This is a genomic window from Ruegeria sp. AB5 (assembly GCF_056542645.1).
In genome coordinates, this window is record NZ_JBQGAE010000019.1 from 1 (window position 1) to 21,988 (window position 21,988).

17 protein-coding genes are annotated in these 21,988 nt (G+C 57.2%); 3 read left to right on the forward strand and 14 right to left on the reverse strand.

The genetic code is table 11. The features are described from left to right. From ACR0L4_RS21035 to rpsL, 5 genes are all read right to left on the reverse strand, one after another. Nucleotides 1–91: GTP-binding protein (locus ACR0L4_RS21035; protein ID WP_215675807.1), on the reverse strand; the 91-nt coding region annotated here is incomplete at its 3' end. A 33-nt stretch (nucleotides 92–124) separates the two neighbouring features. Continuing rightward, nucleotides 125–799 (reverse strand): sulfotransferase family 2 domain-containing protein, encoded by a 675-nt coding sequence (locus ACR0L4_RS21040; protein WP_170749797.1) that lies wholly within the window; start codon nucleotides 797–799, stop codon nucleotides 125–127. An 80-nt stretch (nucleotides 800–879) separates the two neighbouring features. Beyond that, the gene (fusA, locus tag ACR0L4_RS21045; protein WP_170782203.1) at nucleotides 880–2,997 is read right to left on the reverse strand and encodes an elongation factor G; all 2,118 of its coding nucleotides are present in this window, start codon (nucleotides 2,995–2,997) and stop codon (nucleotides 880–882) included. Between the two features lie 18 nt (nucleotides 2,998–3,015). After that, nucleotides 3,016–3,486, reverse strand: a complete 471-nt coding sequence (rpsG, locus tag ACR0L4_RS21050; protein ID WP_170446863.1) for a 30S ribosomal protein S7 — start codon at nucleotides 3,484–3,486, stop codon at nucleotides 3,016–3,018. Between the two features lie 15 nt (nucleotides 3,487–3,501). Further along, complete coding sequence (rpsL, locus tag ACR0L4_RS21055; protein WP_005621086.1) at nucleotides 3,502–3,873, reverse strand: 30S ribosomal protein S12; 372 nt, start codon at nucleotides 3,871–3,873, stop codon at nucleotides 3,502–3,504. 396 nt (nucleotides 3,874–4,269) lie between these two features. Here rpsL and ACR0L4_RS21060 point away from each other — a divergent pair, with 396 nt between their 5' ends. Further along, a complete protein-coding gene (locus ACR0L4_RS21060; RefSeq protein WP_480514931.1) occupies nucleotides 4,270–5,085 on the forward strand; it encodes a putative rhamnosyl transferase in 816 nt (271 codons plus the stop codon). Here the strand turns inward: ACR0L4_RS21060 and ACR0L4_RS21065 are convergent. The 7 genes from ACR0L4_RS21065 to rplJ form a co-directional block, all read right to left on the reverse strand. Further along, complete coding sequence (locus ACR0L4_RS21065) at nucleotides 5,070–5,939, reverse strand: DMT family transporter (RefSeq protein ID WP_170749800.1); 870 nt, start codon at nucleotides 5,937–5,939, stop codon at nucleotides 5,070–5,072. The genes ACR0L4_RS21060 and ACR0L4_RS21065 overlap by 16 nt on opposite strands. 135 nt (nucleotides 5,940–6,074) lie before the next feature. Next, nucleotides 6,075–7,148 (reverse strand): cysteine synthase A, encoded by a 1,074-nt coding sequence (gene cysK / locus ACR0L4_RS21070; protein ID WP_170749801.1) that lies wholly within the window; start codon nucleotides 7,146–7,148, stop codon nucleotides 6,075–6,077. Between the two features lie 147 nt (nucleotides 7,149–7,295). Further along, nucleotides 7,296–11,537 carry a DNA-directed RNA polymerase subunit beta' gene (gene rpoC / locus ACR0L4_RS21075; RefSeq protein WP_170749802.1) on the reverse strand — a complete coding sequence of 1,414 codons (4,242 nt, stop codon included), beginning with the start codon at nucleotides 11,535–11,537 and terminating at the stop codon, nucleotides 7,296–7,298. Next, nucleotides 11,534–11,911, reverse strand: a complete 378-nt coding sequence (locus ACR0L4_RS21080) for an A1S_2505 family phage non-structural protein (protein ID WP_480514932.1) — start codon at nucleotides 11,909–11,911, stop codon at nucleotides 11,534–11,536. Before ACR0L4_RS21080 ends, rpoC begins: the two co-directional genes overlap by 4 nt. A 13-nt stretch (nucleotides 11,912–11,924) precedes the next feature. Further along, nucleotides 11,925–16,064, reverse strand: coding sequence for a DNA-directed RNA polymerase subunit beta (gene rpoB / locus ACR0L4_RS21085; RefSeq protein ID WP_480514933.1), 4,140 nt, complete (start codon nucleotides 16,062–16,064; stop codon nucleotides 11,925–11,927). Between the two features lie 250 nt (nucleotides 16,065–16,314). Beyond that, nucleotides 16,315–16,689: a 50S ribosomal protein L7/L12 gene (gene rplL / locus ACR0L4_RS21090; protein WP_010441182.1), complete on the reverse strand. Its 375-nt coding sequence runs from the start codon at nucleotides 16,687–16,689 to the stop codon at nucleotides 16,315–16,317. Between the two features lie 79 nt (nucleotides 16,690–16,768). Further along, nucleotides 16,769–17,287, reverse strand: coding sequence for a 50S ribosomal protein L10 (rplJ, locus tag ACR0L4_RS21095; protein ID WP_170749805.1), 519 nt, complete (start codon nucleotides 17,285–17,287; stop codon nucleotides 16,769–16,771). A gap of 464 nt (nucleotides 17,288–17,751) precedes the next feature. Here rplJ and ACR0L4_RS21100 point away from each other — a divergent pair, with 464 nt between their 5' ends. Together ACR0L4_RS21100 and ACR0L4_RS21105 are read left to right on the forward strand one after the other, a co-directional pair. After that, nucleotides 17,752–19,497: an LTA synthase family protein gene (locus ACR0L4_RS21100; RefSeq protein WP_480514934.1), complete on the forward strand. Its 1,746-nt coding sequence runs from the start codon at nucleotides 17,752–17,754 to the stop codon at nucleotides 19,495–19,497. A 94-nt stretch (nucleotides 19,498–19,591) separates the two neighbouring features. Continuing rightward, nucleotides 19,592–20,551 carry a phosphotransferase gene (locus ACR0L4_RS21105; protein WP_170749807.1) on the forward strand — a complete coding sequence of 320 codons (960 nt, stop codon included), beginning with the start codon at nucleotides 19,592–19,594 and terminating at the stop codon, nucleotides 20,549–20,551. Nucleotides 20,552–20,616: 65 nt separating this feature from the next. Here ACR0L4_RS21105 and rplA read toward each other — a convergent pair whose 3' ends face one another. Together rplA and rplK are read right to left on the reverse strand one after the other, a co-directional pair. Further along, nucleotides 20,617–21,315 carry a 50S ribosomal protein L1 gene (rplA, locus tag ACR0L4_RS21110; protein WP_170749808.1) on the reverse strand — a complete coding sequence of 233 codons (699 nt, stop codon included), beginning with the start codon at nucleotides 21,313–21,315 and terminating at the stop codon, nucleotides 20,617–20,619. 1 nt (nucleotide 21,316) lies between these two features. Further along, nucleotides 21,317–21,766, reverse strand: a complete 450-nt coding sequence (gene rplK / locus ACR0L4_RS21115; RefSeq protein WP_037314971.1) for a 50S ribosomal protein L11 — start codon at nucleotides 21,764–21,766, stop codon at nucleotides 21,317–21,319. Between the last annotated feature and the right edge of the window lie 222 nt (nucleotides 21,767–21,988).

Sequence of the window (21,988 nt, forward strand, 5' to 3'; positions counted from 1 at the left end):
CTGCGGTCAGCGTCGTCTTGCCGTGGTCAACGTGGCCAATCGTGCCGATGTTGACGTGCGGTTTTGTACGCTCAAACTTTTCCTTTGCCATGATGGCCTCCTTTTCAGTGTAAACAGGACGCCTCTAGGACGCGCCAGTCGTTTCTTTCTGCACGAAGTAGTCTCCGTACAGTTCGTAGTCTTGCGCAAAAAAATTCTGAATTTTTTTGCGTTGCTTCTCGCTCAATTTTGAAGCCGGAATTTTGGGACCTCCGGTTTGGAGATGCCGCAACTCAGGTACTTTGCCCGAGTGCTGTCGAAAATCCTCCGCTAGTTGCTTCAGTTCCGAGATATCGTAGATCCGATGGAAATAGGACGGTTCACCTCCCAGAAAATAAGCCAAGGGGCGACTATGATGCGCGATGGACGGAGCTAAAACGCGATACCGATTAAAGTTGCGAATGAAATTTCCCAACGGCGGGTTCCGAGTTAGTCCGCGCTCCCTATCATCATCAGTCAATTCGATTTGATCCAAGCCTTTGTGATGCACCACCCTGTTCGAATAGCAGGACAAGACTCGCGCAATGGGATCCCGAACTACAGCGACACGGTGCATATTGCGCGTGGTATCTCGCAACGACTTTGTCAGCTTTACGCTATCATATCCCAAATCGTGAAGGTAGTTTGCCTTGCCATTCGTTCGAAACGACTTGAAGCGAAACCCATTCTCGACCTCGAAAAAGAAATGCTTGAGCGAAGTGCACGCACATTTCGGCACCGAGAAATAGGCATACTTTTCTTTGTGTAGCAAAACTACCATCAGTCAGGCCTTCATCCGATCACTTCCAGGGTTTCCCTCAAAACCGAAACTGGACGCGGGCGAAAACGCCCGCATCCTGATTACGCGTATTTCGCCTGAATCTCGTCCGAGATGTTCTGCGGAACCGGATCGTAGTGGTCGAACTGCATGGTGAACTGGGCACGGCCCGACGACATCGAACGCAGAGTGTTGATGTAGCCGAACATGTTGGCCAGCGGTACAAACGCGTCGATCGCGATTGCGTTGCCGCGCGGCTCTTGTCCAGACACCTGGCCCCGACGCGAGGTCAGGTCGCCGATGATACCGCCGGTATATTCTTCCGGGGTGATCACTTCGACCTTCATGATCGGTTCCAGCAGTTTCGCGCCAGCTTTGCGCATGCCTTCACGCATACACATACGAGCCGCGATTTCGAAGGCCAGAACGCTCGAGTCAACGTCGTGGAACTTACCGTCGATCAGCGCAACCTTGAAGTCGATCACGGGGAAACCAGCCAGCGGGCCGCTATCCATGACCGAGTTGATGCCTTTTTCTACACCCGGGATATATTCCTTGGGCACGGCACCACCAACGATGCGGGATTCGAACGAATACCCTTCGGCAGGCTCTGTCGGCGAGATGATCATCTTCACTTCGGCGAACTGACCCGAACCACCCGACTGTTTCTTGTGGGTGTAGGTATGCTCGACTTCGTGACCGATGGTTTCACGATACGCCACTTGAGGTGCGCCGATGTTCGCCTCGACCTTGAATTCACGCTTCAGACGGTCAACCAGGATGTCCAGGTGAAGTTCGCCCATGCCCTTCATGATGGTCTGACCCGATTCCAGGTCGGTTTCCACACGGAAGGACGGGTCTTCAGCGGCCAGCCGGGCCAGACCCTGGGACATCTTCTCCTGGTCGCCCTTGGTTTTGGGCTCAACCGCGATCTCGATCACCGGATCTGGGAAGGTCATGGTTTCCAGAACCACCGGATCCTTCGCGTCACACAGGGTGTCACCGGTGGTGGTGTCTTTCAGACCCGCCAGCGCGATGATGTCGCCTGCAAACGCTTCTTCGATCTCTTCCCGGTTGTTCGAGTGCATCATCATCATACGACCGATGCGCTCTTTCTTACCTTTGGTCGAGTTCAGGATCGAGTCACCCTTGTTCATGGTGCCCGAGTAGATCCGGGTGAAGGTCAGCGAGCCAACGAAGGGGTCGTTCATGATTTTGAACGCCAGACCCGAGAAGGCCATGTCGTCGTCTGCACGACGTGCGATGTCACGAACTTCTTCCTCGTCGCCGGGCTTGAAGCCCATGTAATCGACAACGTCCAGCGGGCTGGGCAGATAGTCGATCACAGCGTTGAGCAGCGGCTGAACGCCTTTGTTCTTGAACGCCGAACCACCCAGAACCGGAACAAACGCGATGTCCAGAGTACCTTTGCGCAGCAGGGCGCGCAGGGTCGGAACGTCGGGCTCATTGCCTTCCAGGTATTCCATCATCGCGTCGTCGTCCATTTCGACGGCCGCTTCGATCATCTTGCCGCGCCATTCGTCAGCCATGTCTTTCAGGCTGTCGCGGATCGGAGCTTTGATCCAGCTTGCGCCCAGATCTTCACCCTGCCACAGCCACTCTTCCATGGTGACCAGGTCGATCAGACCTTCCAGCTCGGACTCGGCGCCGATCGGAATACCAACCGGAACAGCACGTGCGCCAGTGCGGTCTTCGATCATGCGAACGCAGTTGAAGAAGTCTGCGCCGATCTTGTCCATCTTGTTGACGAAAACCATACGCGGAACCTTGTAGCGGTCAGCCTGACGCCACACGGTTTCGGTCTGGGGCTCAACACCTGCGTTTGCGTCCAGAACGCAGACGGCACCGTCGAGAACCGCCAGCGAGCGCTCAACTTCGATGGTGAAGTCAACGTGACCGGGGGTGTCGATGATGTTCAGGCGGTGCTTGGGGGTATCGGCGGTCTGACCGTCCTCGGTGCGCTCCCAGAACGTGGTGGTCGCAGCCGAAGTGATGGTGATGCCGCGTTCCTGCTCCTGCTCCATCCAGTCCATGGTGGCTGCACCATCGTGCACCTCACCGATGTTGTGGGATTTACCAGTGTAATACAGGATACGCTCCGAGCAGGTAGTCTTACCTGCGTCGATGTGCGCCATGATACCGAAGTTTCGGTACAGTTCGAGAGGATATTCGCGTGACATTTTTGATAAGCCTCTGAATTACCAACGGTAGTGGCTGAAGGCTTTGTTCGCCTCGGCCATCTTGTGGGTGTCTTCGCGCTTCTTCACGGCGGTACCGCGGGACTGTACAGCGTCCAGCAGTTCACCGGCGAGGCGTTCTTCCATAGTGTTTTCGTTGCGGCCGCGCGCAGCAGTGATCAGCCAGCGGATGGCCAGTGCTTCGCGGCGCTCGGGGCGCACTTCGACCGGAACCTGATAGGTTGCACCACCAACCCGGCGCGAGCGAACCTCGACCGAGGGTTTGATGTTGTCGAGCGCTTCGTGGAACACTTCGACAGGGGCGCGCTTGATCTTGGTCTCAACGCGGTCAAAGGCGTTGTAAACAATGCGCTCTGCAACCGACTTCTTGCCGTCGATCATCAGGTTGTTCATGAATTTGGTCAGAACCTTATCGCCAAATTTGGCGTCAGGCAGGACTTCGCGTTTTTCGGCGGCGTGACGACGTGACATATCAGCCTCTCCTTCTTACTTGGGACGCTTCGCGCCGTATTTCGAACGACGTTGCTTACGGTCTTTGACGCCCTGGGTATCCAGAACACCGCGCAGGATGTGGTAACGGACACCGGGAAGGTCTTTTACACGGCCGCCACGGATCAGAACAACCGAGTGTTCCTGCAGGTTGTGGCTTTCACCGGGGATGTACGAGATGACCTCGAACCCGTTGGTCAGGCGCACTTTGGCAACCTTACGCATCGCCGAGTTCGGCTTTTTCGGTGTGGTTGTATATACACGTGTGCAGACGCCGCGTTTCTGCGGGCACTGCTCCAGGTGCATGGACTTCGAGCGTTTTACTTTCGGCTGCCGCGGTTTGCGGATCAGCTGTTGGATCGTTGGCATTCCGGTTATATCCCCGTTTTGCAACACACATGACATGCACGCGTGATGCGTGCGGTTAAATTCGCTGCACTCATGCGTCCACAAGCGCAAAACCCGCGAGCGTTCCCATTCCGAGGTGAACGTCGCGGTTTGTTATCAGAGGGCGCGAACTGCAAAATTGTCCGGGCCTTGACCAGTTCATTACTGAAATCGGTTATGGGGCGGCCCCCGGTACCGAGATGTCGCGCGTAATAGGGGGAGTCGGGCCGGGTGTCAACAGCACTTGCCCTCACGCGCCCGGAAGACCGGATCGCGCCTTGTTATCAGCGACGCCGCAGCATCACCAGTCCGTCTGTCGTTGCGGGTCGCCGCCGAGACCGGCATAGTGACCCCAGATCACAAGACAACGGATGACTCATGCAGGTTATCGGCCTTTGCCGCTTTTCCTTCCCCGCCCTTGGCAGCTTTCAGACCGAACATGAAACCCTGGAGGATCGTCGTCGCCATTTGTACAATCCGGTCCGGCTGGAAGAGAGGTTCCGGCTGTTTGAATCCTCGACCCTGCCCTGCTTTCGTGAACATACGGATGAGGATTTTCTGCTGCTGGTTGTCATCAGCGACTGCCTTCCCCAAAAGGCCTACGAGCGGTTGAACGATCTGACAGCGGATATCAAACAGGTGCGTATCGTTCAGGAATCGCCGCGTACCGACAAAAAGCACCGCCATATCATGAAAGACATTCTGAACGCGGCGCGTACAGACCCGGACAAACCCTGCATTCAGTTCCGCCATGATGACGACGACGCAGTGTCCGTGGATTTTGTCGAACGCCTGCGCGAGGCCGCTGAAGACTGCAAAGGTCTGATGCAGCGCAACACCATTGTCGGCATTGATTTCAACAGGGGCTTTTTTGCCCGGCTGAACGCAGGCGGGATCACGGCAAAGGCGACTCACAAGCCCCTTTTGGGCGTCGGCCTGGGAATGCACATCGCGGGGGGGTGCAACCAGACCATCATCGGTTTCACGCATCACCGCATGGGCCGTTTCATGCCCGTTGTCAGCTATACCGATGCGCCGATGTGGGTCCGGTCCCTGAACAGCTTCAACGATTCGCGCGGGGCGCGCGGTTATGACCGGGAACTGGCGGCCTTGACTCCGGAACAAGAGGGCGAATTCATTGCGCGCTTTGCCATCGATCAAAGCATTGTCCGACAGGTTCACTCGGTTTCCTGACGGGACCTTTCGCGGAACAAGGTGAACACGCCCGCCGCGACAACCAGCGCGGCACCAAACAGAGTGATCCCGTCCGGCCACTCGTCAAAGACAAGCAGGCCCAGACCCAGCGCCCAGAGCAGGCTGGAATACCGAAACGGTGCGATAAAGCCGACCTCGCCCTCACGCATGACCATGACGCTAAAAAGATACCCCATCAGCACAAATACGGCCGCCGTTGCCACAAGGGTACCCGCGCCGCCGGACACCGGAGTCCATCCTTCAAAAATCGAAACAATGCCCGCCGTGAGGGTGATCGAAAAGGACGTGGCAAGGGTGACAACCAGCGAGGGAACCTTGGGTGACATGCGCCGGGTGATGAGGTCCCGAGCTGTCACCGACGCCACTGCTGCAAGGGCATAGGCCGAATACACGCTGAACCCATCCGGACCCGGTCGCACGATCAGCAACATGCCTGAGAACCCGATGGCAATCGCCATGATCCGGCGCCAGCCAATCTGCTCCGAGTAAAGCAGCACCGCCCCGAGCGTCACAGTCAATGGGAGCGCTTGCAGCACCGCCGTCACATTTGCCAGCGGCATATGTTTGAGCGCGGTTAGAAAGAAAAACGTGGCCGACAGCTCTGCAATGCAGCGAAAAGCAACCAAAAGCTTGTCATGGCGCGGAAAACTCAGGTGAAGGGCACCCAGATGCCGGGCCAGACCGTAGACCAGCACAGTCGCCAGAAACCCACGGATCGCCACCAGTTGAAACAGGGGCAATTCCTGCAGCGCAACTTTGACCAACGTGTCATTTACAGTAAACGCGGCCATACTGCCCATCATAAGCAGCGCCCCTTTTACATTTGGTGTCATTTGAAAGGTGCCCGGTCGCAAATCTATCGCGACATTGGCCCTGCGATCCGGCGCAATGTCAATTGACCATCTTACCTGGCCCAGCCGCCAGCCAACCCGCCTCGGATTGGGCTGGCGTATCGCGCTTGCCCGGTGTCAGTCGGTCATCTGGGCGGATGGCGTGGATTGCGAAATCGCAATTTCTTCTTCCGTCATTTCTTCTTCAACACCTTCAAACAGCGGTGTGGAAAGATAGCGCTCACCCGTATCAGGCAACATCACCAACATGACAGACCCGTCAGGCGCCGTCTCGGCCAGCTTCATTGCAACGGCAAAGGTCGACCCGCCTGAAATTCCGGTAAATATCCCCTCCTCGGCAGCCAAGCGGCGCGACCACGCTATCCCATCGCTACCGGGAACGAGGATCAAGTCGTCGTAGTAAGAGTTGTCTATCGCTTCTTGCAGGACCCAGGGAATGAAATCCGGTGTCCAGCCCTGAATTGGGTGCGGCTCGAAATTGGGGTGACTTTCCGTCGGTTGATGGGTTTCGTTGCGGGTGTTCACATATCCCGACGACACAATAGCCGCGTTGGCAGGTTCGGTCAGAATGATCTTTGTGTCCGGGCGTTCCTTTCTCAGCACCCGTGACACGCCCGAGACAGTGCCGCCAGTACCATATCCGGTCACCCAGTAGTCCAGCCGCTCACCGTCAAAATCCCCAAGGATTTCCCGCGCGGTGGTGTTCTCGTGAATGTCCGCATTGGCGGCAGTCTCGAACTGGCTGGCAAGGAACCAGCCATTCTGCTCGGCCAGTTCCTTGGCTTTGGTGTACATCCCGAACCCTTTCTGGGCGCGCGGCGTCAGGACAACCTTGGCCCCCAGAAACCGCATCAGCTTGCGCCGCTCGACCGAGAAGCTGTCTGCCATGGTCACAACCAGCGGATACCCTTTTGCAGCACACACCATCGCAAGGCCAATCCCGGTGTTGCCCGAAGTCGCCTCGACCACCGTTTGACCGGGTTTCAAACGCCCGTCCCGCTCGGCCGCTTCAATGATGCTCAGCGCCAGTCGGTCCTTGACTGAACTGGCCGGGTTGAACGCTTCGAATTTTACATAGACCGTTACCTTCGAAGGCGCGATCCTGTTGATGCGGACGCAGGGCGTATCTCCGATGGTGTCCAGAATGCTGTCATACAGGCGCTTGCGCCCTTGCGTTTGCCGGGTTGTCATGGCTGTCCCCCCTCCTTTGTTGTCGCAAGCATGCCACAATCCGGGCTGCATTGATAACGATCTTTAGGCGAGTTCGTGGGATACCCCAAAACGCAAAAAAAGGCCCTGCGCATCCGCAGGGCCTTTTCTATGCGTATGATACGAGGCTTACTCGCGGCTTTCCGGTGTTTCCACCAGAACATCCAACTCGTCGCCAACCATGTCGTCGTCGAAAGTCGGAGCAGCCAGAGCCGCGGCGGCTTCGGCCTCTTCCCGGCGGGCTTCGATCACCACATTGTCACGCGACTGCGCGATGTGGCGGACGGCCTGAGTGGCCCCACCGGTACCGGCGGGGATCAGACGACCAACGATGACGTTCTCTTTCAGGCCAACCAGCTTGTCTTTCTTGCCCTGAACCGATGCTTCGGTCAGAACCCGCGTGGTTTCCTGGAACGACGCCGCCGAGATGAACGAACGTGTCTGCAGCGAGGCTTTGGTGATCCCCAAGAGGATCGGCTCGCCCTGAGCCGGACGTCCACCGCGCGAGAGTGTCTTCTCGTTGGCTGCGTCAAACTCCTGCTTGTCGACATGTTCGCCTTTCAGCAGGGTGGTGTCGCCTGAATCCAGGATCTCCCACTTCTGCAGCATCTGGCGCACAATCACCTCGATGTGCTTGTCGTTGATCTTCACGCCCTGCAGACGATACACGTCCTGCACCTCGTCGATCATGTAATCCGCCAGCGCTTCGACACCCATGATGGACAGGATGTCATGCGGAGCCGGGTTACCGTCCATCAGGTATTCACCCTTCTGGATGAAGTCCCCTTCTGCGACCGGGATGTGCTTGCCCTTGGGCACCATGTACTCGATGGTCTCCATGGACTCGTCAGCCGGTTCGATGCTGATACGGCGCTTGTTCTTGTAGTCGCGGCCAAAGCGCACGTAACCATCGGCTTCGGCGATGATCGCGTGGTCCTTGGGACGACGGGCTTCGAACAGTTCGGCCACACGCGGCAGACCACCGGTGATGTCCTTGGTCTTGGCACCTTCACGCGGGATACGCGCAACAACGTCACCAGCCTCGATCTGCTGACCGTCTTCGATCGACAGGATCGCATCCACCGACATCGGATAGTGAACCGGGTTGCCCGCATCGTTGCGGACCGGCTCGCCATCTTCGCCGACCAGAATGATTTCGGGCTTCAGGTCGCTGCCTTTGGGGGCCGCGCGCCAGTCGATCACGATCTTCTGGGTCATACCGGTTGCGTCGTCGGTCTCGTCCCGGACAGCGATGCCCGAAACAAGGTCGACATATTTCGCAGTACCAGCCTTTTCGGCGATGATCGGCAGGGTGTAGGGATCCCATTCGAACAGCTTGTCGCCACGGGCAACCTTGGTGCCCTCTTTGACGAACAGCTTGGAGCCATAACCCAGCTTGTGGTTGGCCCGCTCTTCGCCGTGCTCGTCCTTGATCACCAGCTTCATGTTCCGGCCCATGACCAGGCTTTCGCCCGCCGCATTGACCAGAACCTGCGGGTTCTCGAAAGACACAACACCGTCCTGGCTGGCTTCCTGGAACGACTGCTGACCACCTTGGGCAACACCGCCGATGTGGAAGGTCCGCATCGTCAGCTGCGTACCGGGTTCTCCGATCGACTGGGCGGCGATGATGCCGACAGCCTCACCCGTGTTGACCATGGTACCGCGTGCAAGGTCACGACCGTAGCATGTTGCACAGACGCCTTCCTCGGATTCACAGGTCAGAGGCGAACGGATGCGCATGGATGCAACAGCCGCTTCGTCGATGGCATCGGCCATACGCTCGTCGATCAGCTGACCCGCTGCGACCAGAACCTCATCGGTGCCGGGACGCAGAACGTCGTCGGCCGAGACACGGCCCAGCACACGTTCGGCCAGCGAGGCGACAACCTCACCGTCATTGACCGCGGCCTCGGCCGTGATCGCACGTTCGGTACCGCAATCGATCTCACGCACGATGCAGTCCTGCGCGACGTCAACCAGACGACGGGTCAGGTAACCCGAGTTCGCCGTCTTAAGCGCGGTATCCGACAGACCCTTACGGGCACCGTGGGTCGAGTTGAAGTATTCAAGAACGGTCAGACCTTCCTTGAAGTTCGAGATGATCGGCGTCTCGATGATGTCGCCATTCGGCTTGGCCATCAGGCCACGCATACCGCCCAGCTGTTTCATCTGAGTGACCGAGCCACGCGCACCGGAGTGGGCCATCATGTAGACCGAGTTTGGTTCCTTTTCAGACCCATCCTCTGCCCGATCCGAAGATGAGATCGTGCTCATCATCGCCTCAGTAACGCGGTCGTTACACTTCGACCAAGCATCGACAACCTTGTTGTACTTTTCGCCCTGAGTGATCAGGCCGTCCATGTACTGCTGTTCAAAATCCTTCACCTGACCGCGGGTGTCATCAACGATGCCCCACTTGTCGTCCGGAATGACCATGTCGTCCTTACCGAACGAGATGCCCGCCTTGAACGCTTCTTTGAAGCCCATCGACATGATCTGGTCACAGAAGATGACCGACTCTTTCTGACCGCAATACCGGTAGACGGTGTCGATCACCTGCTGCACTTCTTTCTTCCGCAGCAGGCGGTTGACCAGCTCAAACGGCGCCTTGTTGTTCATCGGCAGCAGAGCACCCAGACGTAGACGGCCCGGAGTGGTTTCATAGCGCTTCTGAACTTCGTTGCCTTCGTCGTCGATCTGCGTGATCCGCGCGGTGATCTTGGTGTGCAGGTGCACTTCGCCGGAATCCAGCGCGTGCTGAACTTCGTCGATCGACCCGAACACCTTGCCTTCGCCCGGCATGCCTTCGCGTTCCAGGGTCACATAGTAGAGACCCAGGATCATATCCTGCGACGGAACGATGATTGGCGCGCCGTTGGCAGGCGACAGAACGTTGTTCGTCGACATCATCAGAACGCGGGCTTCCAGCTGGGCCTCAAGGCTCAGCGGGACGTGAACGGCCATCTGGTCCCCGTCAAAGTCGGCGTTGAAGGCCGAACAGACCAGCGGGTGCAGCTGGATCGCTTTACCTTCGATCAGGACCGGCTCGAACGCCTGAATGCCAAGACGGTGCAGCGTCGGCGCACGGTTCAGCATGACAGGGTGTTCGCGGATCACCTCGTCGAGGATATCCCAAACTTCGGGACGCTCTTTCTCGACCAGTTTCTTCGCCTGTTTCACGGTCGAAGACAGACCCTTGGCTTCAAGGCGCGAGTAGATGAACGGCTTGAACAGTTCCAGCGCCATCTTCTTGGGCAGACCACACTGGTGCAGCTTCAGCTCGGGGCCGGTCACGATGACCGAACGGCCCGAGAAGTCGACGCGTTTCCCCAGAAGGTTCTGACGGAAGCGACCCTGCTTACCTTTCAGCATGTCCGACAGCGATTTCAGCGGACGCTTGTTGGCGCCGGTGATCACGCGGCCACGACGGCCGTTGTCGAACAGAGCATCCACGGATTCCTGCAGCATCCGCTTTTCGTTGCGGACGATGATGTCAGGTGCACGCAGCTCGATCAGGCGCTTCAGACGGTTGTTCCGGTTGATAACGCGGCGATACAGATCGTTCAGATCCGACGTTGCAAAACGGCCACCATCCAGCGGAACCAGCGGACGCAGTTCCGGCGGGATGACCGGGATCACAGTCATCACCATCCATTCGGGCCGGTTGCCCGACTCGAGGAATGATTCAACGACCTTCAAACGCTTGATGATCTTCTTGGGCTTCAGTTCGCCAGTTGCTTCGGCCAGATCAGCGCGCAGCTGCTCGGCTTCGGCTTCCAGATCGATCTGGGCCAGCATCTCACGGATGGCTTCGGCGCCGATATTGGCGGTGAACGCGTCCATGCCATAGGCATCCTGCGCGTCCATGTACTCTTCTTCGGTCAGCATCTGGCCGTAGGTCAGGTCGGTCAGACCGGGCTCAATGACGACGTAGTTTTCAAAGTACAGAACGCGTTCCAGATCGCGCAGCGTCATGTCCAGCATCAGACCGATGCGGGACGGCAGCGATTTCAGGAACCAGATATGTGCGACGGGCGCGGCCAGTTCGATGTGGCCCATACGCTCGCGGCGGACTTTCTGCAGGGTGACTTCCACACCGCATTTCTCGCAGACAACGCCGCGATACTTCATCCGCTTATATTTGCCGCACAGACATTCGTAATCTTTGATCGGGCCAAAGATACGCGCGCAGAACAGACCGTCACGTTCAGGCTTGAACGTCCGGTAGTTGATGGTTTCGGGTTTCTTGATCTCGCCATAGGACCAAGACAGAATCCGCTCGGGCGACGCCAGCGAGACCTTGATCTCGTCAAAGACCTTCGGGGGCGTCAGCGGGTTAAACGGGTTGTTGGTGATTTCCTGGTTCATTTCAGGCCTCCAGCAGGGGTGAAGTGATCCAACCAACTAGTGGATAGTACCACATTCTTGGGGGGATTCTTGGAGCGAACCATCGCTCCCACATCACGCGCTTTATATCCGGCAAGTCCACAACCGACTGGTGTCAGCAGAAAGAGCTTGTCTTGATTTTCATGGGCACAGGCAATGAAGCGTTCAATTGCCTTGTCGATTTCGCTTAACGGGCGGGATTGGATTTTTCGATCCTTGGTGGGAAGTGCATAGGCACGACCCGTCAAACCTTCGCCGACGCCGGGTGCCGCGCCCCACACCTTCTTGGCATGAAGCGCTGCGCCCTTTCCATGGCGTCCAGCTAGGTTTGATCCAAAGACGAAAATCAGTTCCATATCCGCACGAGGATTATTGCTCCTCAACCTCCGCATCCAGGAGTTCCATATTCAGGCCGAGGCCACGGACTTCTTTCACCAGAACGTTGAACGATTCCGGTACGCCCGCTTCAAAGTTATCCTCGCCCTTGACGATCGACTCATAGACCTTGGTCCGGCCGGCGACATCATCCGATTTCACGGTGAGCATCTCCTGCAGGGTGTAGGCTGCGCCGTAAGCTTCCAGAGCCCAGACTTCCATCTCACCAAAGCGCTGACCACCGAACTGCGCCTTACCACCCAGCGGCTGCTGGGTAACCAGGCTGTACGGCCCGGTCGAACGCGCGTGGATCTTGTCATCCACAAGGTGGTGCAGTTTCAGCAGGTACTTGATGCCCACGGTCACCGGACGCGCGAATTGCTCACCGGTACGACCGTCGAACAGAACTGACTGACCGCTTTCAGAGAAGCCCGCACGCACCAGCGCGTCGTTGACGTCTGCCTCTTTGGCGCCGTCAAAGACCGGAGTCGCGATCGGAACACCACGGGTCACATTGCCCGCAGCTTCGACCAGGTGACCCTCGTCCATGCCGGTGATGCCTTCTTCATAGACATCCTCGCCATAGGCCAGTTTCATCGCTTCGCGAACCGGGGTCAGATCGCCAGAGCGGCGATATTCACCCAGAGCGTCGTCGATGTTCAGACCCAGACCGCGCGCGGCCCAACCCATGTGGGTTTCAAGGATCTGACCAACGTTCATACGCGAAGGAACACCCAGCGGGTTCAGACAGAAGTCAACCGGCGTACCATCGGCAAGGAACGGCATGTCTTCCATCGGAACAACCTTGGAGATCACACCTTTGTTCCCGTGACGACCGGCCATCTTATCGCCCGGCTGCAGCTTGCGCTTCACGGCGATGAAGACTTTGACCATCTTCATCACACCCGGCGGCAGGTCGTCGCCACGGCGGACTTTCTCGACCTTGTCTTCGAAACGGGCGTCCAGAGCACGCTTTTGCACTTCGTACTGCTCGTTCAGAGCCTCGACGATCTGTGCGTCCTGCTCGCCTTCCAGCGCCAGCTGCCACCACTGACCACGGGTCAGGGTTTCCAGCAGCTCCTCGGTGATGACCGAGCCCGGCTTGACGCCTTTGGGGCCTTTGACCGCGGTTTTACCCAGGATCAGACCTTGCAGACGCGCATAGATGTTGCGGTCCAGGATCGCCAGCTCGTCGTCCCGGTCACGGGCCAGACGTTCGACTTCCTCCCGCTCGATCTGCAGCGCACGTTCGTCTTTCTCGACGCCGTGACGGTTGAAGACGCGGACTTCGACGACCGTACCGTAATCGCCCGGCTTCACGCGCAGCGAAGTGTCGCGCACGTCAGATGCTTTCTCACCAAAGATGGCGCGCAGCAGCTTTTCTTCCGGGGTCATCGGGCTTTCGCCCTTCGGAGTGATCTTGCCGACCAGAATATCGCCCGGCTCAACATCCGCGCCGATGTAAACGATGCCAGCCTCGTCGAGGTTGCGCAGCGCTTCTTCACCGACGTTCGGAATGTCGCGGGTGATCTCTTCCGGACCCAGCTTGGTATCGCGGGCGGCGACTTCGAATTCCTCGATATGGACCGAGGTAAAGACGTCATCACGCGCGATACGTTCCGAGATCAGGATCGAGTCTTCGTAGTTGTAACCGTTCCACGGCATGAACGCGACGACCACGTTCTTACCCAAGGCCAGTTCACCCATATCGGTCGACGGACCATCAGCAATGACTTCGCCCTTCTGGACGGTGTCACCCACCTTGATCAGCGGACGCTGGTTGATGCAGGTGTTCTGGTTCGAACGCTGGAACTTGCGAAGACGATAGATGTCAACGCCAGCGTCGCCCAGCTCCAGATCCTCGGTGGCGCGGATAACGATACGCTGGGCATCGACCTGGTCGATGATACCGGCGCGTTTCGCCTGGATCGCGGCGCCCGAGTCGATCGCAACCTTTTCCTCGATCCCGGTACCGACCAGCGGTGCCTCGGCCCGCAGCAGCGGAACCGCCTGACGTTGCATGTTCGAGCCCATCAGAGCGCGGTTGGCGTCGTCATTTTCAAGGAACGGGATTAGCGATGCAGCGACCGATACCAACTGTTTCGGCGAAACGTCGATCAGGTCAACGTTTTCGGACGGCGCAAGCGTGTAGTCGCCCGACTGACGGGTCGATACCAGATCGTTCTTGAACTTGCCGCTTTCGTCCAGCTGCGCGTTGGCCTGCGCCACGGTGTGACGCATTTCCTCGGTCGCGGACATATAGTGGACCTCATCGGTCACCTGACGTTCTTTAACGACGCGATAAGGTGTTTCGATGAAGCCGTACTTGTTCACGCGGGCAAATGTGGCCAGCGAGTTGATCAGACCGATGTTCGGGCCTTCCGGCGTTTCAATCGGGCACATCCGACCGTAGTGGGTCGGGTGAACGTCACGCACCTCAAAGCCCGCACGTTCGCGTGTCAGACCACCGGGGCCAAGCGCCGAGAGACGGCGTTTGTGAGTAACCTCCGACAGCGGGTTGGTCTGGTCCATAAACTGCGACAGCTGCGACGAGCCAAAGAATTCACGAACAGCAGCCGCAGCCGGTTTCGCGTTAATCAGGTCCTGCGGCATGACAGTGTCGATCTCGACCGACGACATACGCTCTTTGATCGCGCGCTCCATGCGCAGCAGACCGACGCGGTACTGGTTTTCCATCAGTTCGCCGACCGAACGCACACGACGGTTGCCGAGATGGTCGATATCGTCGATGTCGCCTTTGCCGTCACGCAGTTCCACCAGCGCCTTGATGCAGGCCACGATGTCTTCGCGACGCAGGGTGCGCAGCGTATCGGGCGCATCCAGCGCCAGACGCATATTCATCTTTACCCGGCCAACGGCGGACAAGTCATAGCGCTCGCTGTCAAAGAACAGCGTGTCGAACAGGGCCGAGGCCGCCTCGACGGTGGGCGGCTCACCCGGGCGCATGACACGGTAGATGTCCATCAGCGCGCTTTCGCGGTTCATGTTCTTGTCCTGCGCCATGGTGTTGCGCATGTACGGACCGACATTGACGTTGTCGATATCCAGAACCGGAATGTCGGTGACGCCCGCGTCGATCAGCTCTTTCGCGGTACCGCCGATCAGCTCGCCGTCTTTGTCGTATTCCAGCGTCAGCTCATCACCGGCCTCGACATAGATCGCACCGGTTTCTTCGTTGATGATGTCCTTGGCGACATACTTGCCAACGATGTGATCGAACGGAACCAGCAGGTCGGTTACAGTGCCCTCGTCGATCAGCTTCTTAACCGCGCGCGGGGTGACTTTCTTGCCCGCTTCGGCAATCACTTCACCGGACTTCGCGTCGACCAGATCATAGGTCGGACGGGTGCCGCGCACACGCTCGGGGAAGAAGGGCGTGACCCAACCCTTCTTCTTGTCCAGCTTGAAGGACACGGTGTTGTAATACGCGTCCATGATCGATTCCTGATCCAGACCCAGCGCATATAGCAGGGTTGTCACAGGCAGTTTGCGGCGACGATCGATCCGGGCGAACACGATGTCCTTGGCGTCGAACTCAAAGTCCAGCCAGCTGCCGCGATACGGGATGATGCGGCAGGCAAACAACAGCTTGCCCGAGGAATGGGTCTTGCCCTTGTCATGGTCAAAGAACACACCGGGCGAGCGGTGCATCTGGGACACGATCACACGCTCGGTGCCGTTCACGATGAACGTCCCGTTCGGTGTCATCAGGGGCATGTCGCCCATGAACACGTCCTGTTCCTTGATGTCCTTGACCGACTTGGCGCCGGTGTCCTCGTCGACATCAAACACGATCAGACGCAGAGTGACCTTCAGCGGCGCGCTGTAGGTCATGTCGCGCTGCATGCACTCTTCGACGTCATATTTGGGCTTTTCCAGATCGTATTTCACGAACTCCAGAACAGAGGTTTCGTTGAAATCCTTGATCGGGAATACCGACTGGAACACACCTTTGATGCCTTCGCCGTCCATGGGCTGCTCTGCATCGCCGGAGCGCAGGAATAGATCATAAGAAGATTTTTGTACCTCAATGAGGTTCGGCATTTCCAAAACTTCGCGGATTTTGCCGTAGTATTTCCGAAGACGTTTCTGGCCAAGGAACGTTTGAGCCATGTCAGATGTCACCTTTCGATGTTCTCAGCGGGCAAAGACACCGTCGGGCCCCGGCATCTTGCACATTCGAGACGACACGCCCGGATCAATTCATGGCCACCGTCCCGAAGGCAGCCTCCCGATCCGCGAACCGCGTCTTAGAAAACGCCCCATCTATTGAGGCCCTTTCTAAGACAGGTTCGGCTGGACCCGGATTTCTCCGGACCCAGCCAAAATTTTAGGCACATCAGCGATGCGCCAGTCGGTTGGCTTAGGCCAGTTCGACTTCGGCGCCAGCTGCTTCCAGCTTGCCTTTGACTTCTTCGGCTTCGTCTTTCGACACGCCTTCTTTGATCTTGCCGCCAGCTTCGACCAGCTCTTTGGCTTCTTTCAGGCCCAGACCGGTGATGCCGCGAACTTCTTTGATCACGTTGATTTTCGAAGCGCCGGCGTTCTTCAGAACGACGTCGAATTCGGTTTTCTCTTCCTCAGCTGCGCCACCGGCGTCGCCACCAGCTGCAACCATGACAGCGCCACCAGCTGCGGGCTCGATGCCGTATTCGTCTTTGAGGATGGTTTTCAGTTCTTGTGCTTCCAGCAGGGTCAGACCCACGATGCTTTCTGCGAGTGCTTTCAGATCAGCCATTTTATCAGCTCTTTCCGTTTACAGTGTGTGTTCCAACGTCAGGGTGACTACCCTACGCAGATCATTCAGTGCCAACCGCTTACGCAGCTTCCGCCTTCTCTTCGATGGTGGAAAGGATGCTTGCGATGTTGCTTGCAGGTGCGCCAATCGCGCCGGCGATGTTCGAAGCAGGTGCGCCAATGCAGCCCACGATCGAAGCAATAAGCTCCTCGCGAGACGGCATTTTCGAAACTGTTTCGACGCCTTTGCGGTCCAGAGCGTTCTCGCCCATTGCACCGCCAAGGATTTCGAACTTTTGGTTCTCCTTGGCGAAGTCCTCGGCCACTTTGGCAGCTGCCACCGGGTCCTCGGAATAGGTCAGAACGGTCATCCCTGTCAGCAGGTCGGCCATGCTTTCACACGGCTTACCCTCAAGGGCGATTTTGGCGAGCCTGTTCTTGGCAACACGCACGGCGCCACCCGCGTCACGGGCACGTGCGCGAAGGTCCTGCATCTCGGCAACTGTCAGACCGGCGTAGTGAGCAACCACTACGACGCCAGAGCTTTCGAAGATTTGGCCGAGTTCCTCGACCACTTTCTCTTTCTGGGCTCTATCCACAGTTCTCTCCAAGTTTGGGGCGATACCTCACCCCGGCTCATATTTGCCGCGGTCGAAACCCCGGCGTTCAGGTCCGTTGTTACGGGATTGGCCAAAACGCGCCCGAGGATCGTGACCCTCAGAATTCTTTGGTCTTACCCGTCTCAGGCAGGGAATTAAGGGGCCGAATGGCACCACCCACCGTCTTGGACGAAACAAAATAAAGCGCACGACGAATCGCACGCTTTATTCCGCAGCTCTCTTTAGGGCAGATGACGGGGGTTTCCAAGGGGTAAATTGCGCCGCCAAGAAACACGGTAGCATGCAGGCGAACCGCGCAATTCACCCGACAACCCAACCACGAAAACGACCCAAAAGGCACACCCGTCATTTTAGCTGGCCTCGTCGGGGCACAGACGAGCTTGCAATGCGTATCTTGATATGAGTTTAAATATCGAAAACGCGAGCAAGCAGGCACCTTGAAGATGAAATCAGCACTTGGCTTGAGCCAGCGCGCGCCGCGCTTCGGAAGCATCTTTGTAAGCATCCTGACGATCACCCTGTATCATCGGTATCTCTGCCTGACGACCTTCGCGAAGGTCTCTTATGGCTGGACGTACAACGCCTATCAGGGTTTCAACCCGACAGCTGCGTTCTTCAACGACAAGGGACCTGTGCTATGGCTGGGAGCGGCCAGCGATGTGCTGTTCGCTATCGCAGTTGCGCTGGTCTTTGTGTTTGCCCCCTACCCGCTGCTTGTTGTCTCAGTTGGCGTCCTGGCGTTCTTTTATGCCTCAAACATCGAACATATCAAAGCCAACCTGACGGCCATCGATCTTGATCTTCTGGGCTTTGCAACCGACGCGACATTTATCGATGCGCATCTGACTTCGGATGTCATTTTGAACGCGGCAGTGTTCTTTGCCATTGCGCTGGGTTTGTTGCGACTGGAACGCGTGGGACGTCTTGCCCGGGTCGGCGCATTGGCCGGAGCGGTTTTGTGCGCCGCCGCGTTGGCCTACATCCCGAACAGTTTTCGCATCAGCGAACCCGCATGGCTGCAATCTCATCCGTTGCTTCCAACACTCGGCCGGTCAAAACTGGAAACCTCGGACCGCACCTTCGATCCCGCCGCCTTTGAGCGCGCGCAGTTGATTGAACTCGGCCCGGACCGGTTGAACGTACTCGTTATCTATATGGAAGGCCTTTCCCGTTTTAGCCTGACCAAAGCGGACATGGAAACTCTGCGCACACTCGCAGATCGGAACATCAGCCTTGAACGTTTTGTCGGGCATCAGTTGATCACATCCAATGGGCTCTACACCACACTGACCGGGGACGTGCCGAGCTTCATCTCCAGCGAACGCAAATGGAACGATCTGGCCAACGATGCCGAGGTCACCGCCGAAGCCCTGCCTGCCATTCTGTCCGAGCAAGGTTATCATACCGCCTTCCTGCAAAGCGCCCCCTTGGCATTTATGTCAAAAGACACACATCTCGCTGAACTGGGTTTTGAAGAGTTGCGCGGAAATCGGGACTGGTTGTCCGGCGGAGATGTGCTCCGCAATGGATGGGGAATTGATGATCGATCGCTGTTTCGAAACGTCATAAGATACATCGACGATCTGGACGGAACGCAACCGTGGTTCATTTCGGTTCTGACCACAGGTACGCATGCGCCCTACAATGTTCCGCAAGATTTCCTGCCGCAAGAGGTCTCTGCCCGTTACCGCGCCCTGAAGTATCTCGACATGGCGATAGCAGAGTTGATGCAGGACCTTGAAAACCGGGGGCTGGAGAACACTGTCGTTATTTTCACCTCCGACGAATCCCGCGAGTCCTCGAATCTGTCCACATTGGACAATCAAATGCTCCTCAGCTGGCTTCCTTTCATCGCAATCCATCCCAGTCAGGCGACCCAGTCGGTGCACCAAGTCTTGCCGAACAAAATGACCCGGGATCTGGTGCTGGAACTTACCACGAATGCCGCAACACCCGTTCTGCAAACATTGACCGCGCAAACCGACCCGGTCATCTTCGGGAACGTTTTCGACGGTCGTGTCTTCTGGTACGAACCCAAAACAGGGGATTTCTTTGCCTGCCTGAAGGGCGCTCAACTGGGTTGCGAGCATTGGCGTGATGTTCACGATATTACCCGCCCGACACAGGGTATCAAAACTGGTCAGGCCTACTATCCGAATCTTGAAAACGCCATTCTTGATCATGAGTAAGACGATGCTGAGCGAAGCCCGGCCATTGACAGAGGCTTTCCGCTACAGTCACGTCACATTTGGACGCCCGGAACAGACGCGGGTTTGAGGCACAATGACGGCAGTCACACTTGAAGAATATGACACGGCCAGCGCCTGCGCGGATGAATTGGCGCAGCGCTGCCTGCAAACGCCAATCACACAAGTCAAATTTCTCTGTCGGTCGCACGCCTTCCCAGACACACGTCTTGTTTGGAAAGTCGAAAGCTCAGTCCGTCACTACGCGCTCAAACTCGACACGCTATCGCCCGAAACCGGACGCCTGAGCAAAGAGTTCACTCTGCTTGAGCAGTTGACCCAGCATTTCAAAGCCAACACAATCAATCGGGTTGTGCGTCCTGTATATCTGTCCCCAAATGATCAGTTCATGGTCACCGAATTCATTGACCGTCCGACCGCAACAGACATTATTTACAACAGCAAGAGCGAAAACCAGGTCGCGCAAATCTTCCGACGGGCAGGTTCGTGGTTGCACGATCTGCACGGATTTCAAAACCAGACCGACTATGCCTTTCGTCCCCGCTGGATGACCGAGAGTGTACGTGAACTTGCTATCAATCTGCCCTCACATATCGCACTGACCAGTCAGCCCATGGTCGACAGCTTTCTGACCGAAGCTGCCGCCCTGAAAAACCGCCTCGATCTAAGGGTTTTTTCGCACGGGGATTTTCATGGCCTAAACCTGATCATGGGCCAAGGCACCTCAATCGGTTTGGACTTCACCGAAGCTCGCGAGAAACTCGCCGTCTACGATATCGTTGACTTTCTCAAGGCAGATATCTTCCGGAAAGGAGCCGAAAGGGACGTCGACCCAAGCGGTGTTTTGAAACGAAACAAAGAGATGTTCTTTCGCCAGTATCGCCATCCGATAGATATGGAGGTTCTGAATTGCTGCCTGCGGGGACGCTTGCTGAAAGACTGGTTGCGTCTGTGGCAGACTGATTTTACCTGCAGCGCGTTCGAACTGCGCAAAAGAGACCTGCTGGAAAACCGGCTGATCCAAGCGTTTCGCTGATCCCCAAAGAAAAACCCGGGTGGTTTGCACCAACCGGGTTAAATCATCGCAAATTGCGTTCAGGCTTATTCGCCAGCAGCAGCCGCCACGTCCAAAGTCACACCCGGTCCCATGGTCGAGCTCAGTGCGATTTTTTTCATGTAGGTGCCTTTCGCGCCCGACGGCTTGGCCTTGGCCACAGCCGAAACGAATGCGCGAACGTTTTCGGCCAGCTTGGCTTCGTCGAACGACGCTTTGCCAACGCCTGCATGCACAACGCCGCCTTTTTCCGCCTTGAACTGAACTTCGCCGCCTTTGGCTGCTTCTACGGCCGCTTTCACGTCCATGGTCACAGTGCCAACCTTGGGGTTCGGCATAAGGTTGCGGGGGCCCAGAACTTTACCCAAACGACCAACGATGGGCATCATGTCCGGGGTTGCAATGCAGCGATCGAATTCAATGGTGCCGCCCTGAATGGTTTCCATCAGGTCTTCTGCGCCAATGATATCCGCGCCTGCTTCTTTCGCTTCGTCGGCTTTGGGGCCACGAGCGAACACAGCAACGCGCATTGTTTTACCTGTGCCGTTCGGCAGGCCGACAACGCCACGAACCATCTGGTCTGCGTGACGGGTGTCAACGCCCAGGTTCAGAGCGATTTCGATGGTCTCATCGAATTTCGAAGTTGCGTTGGCTTTGACCAGGGCAACTGCTTCCTCGACCGACAGGTTTTCCTTGCCAGCGACAGCTTCGCGCGCAGCGCGGGTACGTTTACCGAGTTTTGCCATCTTACTTCACCTCGATGCCCATAGAGCGGGCCGAGCCCAGGATGATCTGCATTGCGCCTTCGACGTCGTTGGCGTTGAGATCTTTCATTTTGGCTTCGGCGATTTCACGAACCTGCTTCGAGGTCACGGTTGCCACGGTCTCGCGACCTGGGTTTTCCGCACCACGGGGGCGGTTACGCTTGCCAACCGGCTTCAGGCCAGCTGCTTTTTTCAGGTAATAAGACGCGGGCGGCGTCTTGATGTCCATGGTAAAGGACTTGTCCTGATAATAGGTGATCACGGTCGGGCAAGGCGCGCCTTGCTCCATGTCTGCGGTCTTGGCGTTGAACGCCTTGCAGAATTCCATGATGTTGATGCCGCGCTGACCCAGCGCCGGACCAACTGGCGGCGAGGGGTTCGCCTGACCTGCAGGAACCTGCAGTTTCATTGTACCAGCAAGCTTCTTAGCCATTTGGTTTTCCTTTCAACGTAGGTGAAACGCGTTCCACCCGGTTTATGTTGCGTGGTCCGGTTCGGAATCGCGATCCCAGCAACCTCCCACGAGAGAATCTCGCCCGAAGACGATAGAGGCGGCATTTATAGGGGAACCGGTGTGTTGGCAAGTGTGTGACACCAAATTCCGATGGCATTCCACTATAACCACCGCACGATAGAAAAGGTCGGCACTAAAGCT